This window comes from Pedobacter sp. (assembly GCF_035317785.1).
In the GTDB taxonomy this organism is placed as follows: domain Bacteria; phylum Bacteroidota; class Bacteroidia; order Sphingobacteriales; family Sphingobacteriaceae; genus Pedobacter.
In genome coordinates, this window is the sequence record NZ_DATHGC010000074.1 from 1 (window position 1) to 4,460 (window position 4,460).

Below are 4,460 nucleotides of genomic sequence, written 5' to 3' on the forward strand. Positions count from 1 at the left end.
ACTGGTAAAAAAACCTATATTCACCACAATGGCAAGCCTCTGGTAACCATATGGGGAATCGGATTTCCTGACAGGCCTTATAACATGCGCAATATCGGATTGGATAAATTCATAGATTTTCTTAAAAATGATCCTGTTTATGGCAATTGCTCGGTCATGCTGGGCGTCCCTATGGCCTGGCGCACGCTCAATGCAGATTGTGTGAATGATCCCTACCTGCATGAACTGATCAAAAAAAGCGATATCGTGCTGCCATGGTCGGTACAGCGTTATTCGCCGCTGCTGCACAATGACATGGACAGATTGCGGGACAATACAATAGCCGATATCAAATGGTGCCGCGACAATAAGGTCGATTATGTGCCTTGCATTTATCCGGGTTTTAGCTGGCACAACCTGAGCAAATATGAGTTTCCTGATGACGTGAAGCCGGTGGGCTCCATTCCGAGACAAGGAGGCCGCTTTTACTGGCAGCAAATTGCTACTGTTATCAATGTAGGGGCATCGATGCTGTATGTTGCGATGTTTGATGAGGTGAATGAAGCTACTGCCATATTCAAGGTGACAGACCATCCGCCTGTGAGTAAAGTGACCTCTTTTGTAAACAATGACGGCAAACCATCAGACCACTATCTGTGGCTGACAGGAGAAGCTGCCAAAATGCTGCGCAATGAAAAACCCCTGAGCATAAAAATGCCGGAGCGTAAATAAAATTATTACTTTTAATATATGAACAAACGATTTACACCTAAAACAACCATTTTGACCCTGGCAGTTGCCTGTTTGCCGGTCTTGTTTGCGCAGGCACAACAGCCAAACTATAGCGGAGAAGGTAACCTGAAGTATGTTGATCCAAGAATCGGAAATGTAGGTGCAATTTTAGAACCTACAAGACCAACTATACAGTTGCCCAACCAGGTCATCAGGATGACTCCTCAAAGGGCTGATTATATGGACGATCAGATCTCTAATTTTCCTTTAACAGTGGTTTCACACCGGAACGGACAGGTCTTTTCGGTTAAGCCCGCCTTAAGTGCGCAGGATACGAAGAGAATGACCTATGACCATGATCTGGAGATCAACCGTCCCTGGTATTATTCTACCTATCTGATTGACAGCGACATCAAAGTCGAATTTACTCCTGGTAAAAAAGCTGGCATCTTTAAGTTTGATTTTCCTCAAAATAGTACAAAAGCGCTGATCTTTGATAAATACAACAGGGGCGAAAGTCAGATACAGCTTGCGTCGGCCAGGGAAGTCACCGGTATGGAGACCTGGGACGGTGTTAAGGTCTACATGTATGGCACATTGAATGCTGATGCAACAGCAGAGAAGAACGGAAACAAGTTGTTGCTTACCTTTGATAAAGGGGTAAAAACAATAGAACTTAAGTATGCCTTGTCCTTTATCAGTGCTGATCAGGCCAAAAAGAATCACGGCAATGAACTGAAGACGACCACTTTTGATCAGCAGGTTAAACTTGGTGAGGCGGCATGGTCTAAGGTGATCAACCAGATCAAATCAACCGGTGGAACTGATGCCCAGAAACGCAGCTTTTATACCGCACTGTACCGCTGTTATGAACGTATGGTAGACATCACTGAAGACGGACAGTATTACAGCGGTTATGACAAGCAGGTGCATAAAACCAACCGTCCTTTTTATGTAGATGACTGGGTTTGGGATACTTACCTTGCGCATCATCCGCTAAGGACCATTCTCAATCCAGCGCAGGAAGGTGACATGCTGAATTCGTATGTGCTGATGTACCAGCAAAGCGGATGGGTGCCTACATTTCCGTTGCTGTACGGAGACAACCCCTGCATGAACGGATTTCACTCTACCATTACTTTTCTGGACGGTTACCGCAAGGGCATCAGGAACTATGATGTGAATGTGGCTTATGAAGGAATGCTTAAAAATGCCACACAAGCCACTATGCTGCCCTGGAAGAACGGGCCTAAAACTGATCTGGAAGACTTTTATTATGAAAAAGGTTATTTTCCTGCTTTGAAGATCGGTGAGGAAGAGACCAATAAAACCGTTCACAGTTTTGAGAAGCGTCAGGCAGTGGCCATTACTTTGGGCCACAGCTACGATGACTGGGCGCTGGGCGAGTTCGCAAAAGAACTGAACAAGACCCAGGATTATACGAAATTTAACGGCAGAGGCAACAATTATAAAAATCTTTGGGATAACAATGCCCAGATGTTTTTGCCAAAAGACAAGGATGGCAACTGGATTAAGATAGATCCTAAGTTTGACGGCGGTATGGGGGGCAGGGATTTCTATGATGAAAACAATGGCTGGACTTATTTGTGGCAGGTACAGCACGATGTGAAAGGCTTAATCGGTCTCTTTGGCGGGGTGAATAACTTTGAAAACAAGCTGGATCAGCTTTACCGTGAGCCTCTTGGCAGAAGTAAGTATGAGCTCTGGGCCAAATTCCCCGATTTTACCGGCATTGTAGGCCAGTTTTCTATGGGTAACGAGCCTAGTTTCCATATCCCTTACTTGTACAACTTCAGCAATTCTCCCTGGAAAACACAAAAGCGCATCAGGTTTTTGTTAGATACCTGGTATAAGGACAATGTGTTTGGCATTCCCGGCGACGAGGATGGGGGTGGTATGACTGCTTTTGTCGTATTCTCATCAATGGGCTTCTACCCGGTTACGCCTGGTATACCTGCTTACACCATTGGCAGTCCGGTGTTTGAAAATGTGACCATCGATCTTCCTAATGGAAAGCAGTTCCAGATGATCGCCAATAAGTGTTCTGTACAAAACAAATATATTCAAAGTGCGAAACTCAACGGCAAAACAATTGATTCCCCATGGTTTACCCATGAACAGCTTGTAGCCGGGGGTAAACTCGAGCTTGAAATGGGGCCACTGCCCAACAAAAAATGGGGAGTAAAATAATTTTCTGCAAATGCCCCGTTGTCTGAAAGAAGGATAACGGGGCATTTATTCAAAATCAATACAGATATATAATTATATTAGCGTGTTGATATGAAAACCGGGTTACCACTATTCATCTTGCTTCTTTTATTTACACTATCATTTACTGATAGTTATGCACAATCTTACGGACTGGGTTTTTATAGCCATGAGGTGGTTCAGGACCAAAGAACAGGACTGGACCTGAGTCCGGGTGAAACCTTGTGTTTCGATCATAATTTTGAAATTACTTTCGACCTTATGTTATTTCCTTCAAGAAGGGATTACTTCGGTTATGTCCTCAGACTTATTGATAATAACAATCAGAATATTGACCTGATCTATGACAAAAATGCCAGGGAGAACAGTCGTTTTAAGATCATCGCAGGCGAGAAATTCTCTAATATCGCTTTTGACATCCCGCAGAATGCCATTTTTAGCAAATGGACTACACTCCGGCTCAGTTTTGACTACGAAAAGAAGCTGCTCAGGATAAGCAATGGGAAATTTATATACCAGACAGCGATAGCACTCAGGAGGAACAGCTGCTTTAAGATCCTGTTTGGAGCCAATGAGTACCGGGATTTTAAAACCACTGATGTTCCGCCAATGAAGATCCGCAACATCGGTATTTCCGCTGATGGGGTAAGAAAATATTTCTGGCCCCTGAATGAATATGAAGGTGCAGAGGTAAAAGAAGAACTGGCCGGCAAAACAGCCCTGGCGACTAATCCTTTATGGGTTAAAAAACTGCATTACGACTGGCAGCCGCTGCTGAATACTACGGTTGATGGTCCCGCAAGCATAGCTTTTGATGCCAAAAATGAAGTCCTTCATATTCTTTCAAATGATACGCTGATCAACTACACAGTCAAAAATGCGGAGACAAGAAAAGTCCCATATGCATCTGGTAAACTCAATTTATTGCGCGGAAACCAGTCCTTGGTCGACGCCAGCGGAAACCTTGTCAATTTTTATATTGACAGAAAAACGGTGAGTGTCTATGATCCGGGTACCAAAGGCTGGACTGAAAATTTTAACCCAAATACCAGTATTACTGATTTCTGGCTATGCAATAAATTTTATAATCCCGCAGATTCTTCGTTGTATATCGTTGGCGGCTACGGGCATTTTCTTTATAAGAACGAGGTGCAGCAATATCATTTTCCGACAAAAACCTGGAAAGAAGCTAAAATAACAGCGGAAGGCTTTACCCCGCGATACCTGGCTGCTCTGGGAAAAAGCGGAAATGGGGCATACATATTGGGTGGTTATGGCAGTTCCACTGGTCAGCAAATGCTCAATCCGAGGAACTTATACGATCTCCTGTATTTTGATGTCCAAAAAAAAACCATCAAAAAAATCTATGAGCTGAAGGTAAAAGGAGAGGACTTTGTATTTGCCAATTCTTTGGTCATCAATGAAAAGAACAAGGCCTACTATGCATTAAAATTCCCCAAGAACAAGTACCAGTCCAGCCTGCAGCTGATGAAGGGCTCGTTAACCGGCCCTGAGTTTAA

1 protein-coding gene and 2 pseudogenes are annotated in these 4,460 nt (G+C 43.8%); all 3 read left to right on the top strand.

All coding sequences use genetic code 11. From position 1 onward, the window contains the following. A pseudogene (locus tag VK541_RS04575) lies at nucleotides 1–711 on the top strand (xylosidase); the annotation flags it as partial. 18 nt (nucleotides 712–729) lie between these two features. Then, nucleotides 730–2,922, top strand: coding sequence for a GH92 family glycosyl hydrolase (locus VK541_RS04580; protein WP_324367377.1), 2,193 nt, complete (start codon nucleotides 730–732; stop codon nucleotides 2,920–2,922). A gap of 90 nt (nucleotides 2,923–3,012) precedes the next feature. After that, nucleotides 3,013–4,460, top strand: a pseudogene (locus VK541_RS04585) (galactose oxidase); the annotation flags it as partial.

Excerpts from the sequence above, each read along its gene's own strand:
- VK541_RS04580 (WP_324367377.1), top strand. The coding sequence starts at position 730 with ATGAACAAACGATTTACACCTAAAACAACCATTTTGACCCTGGCAGTT.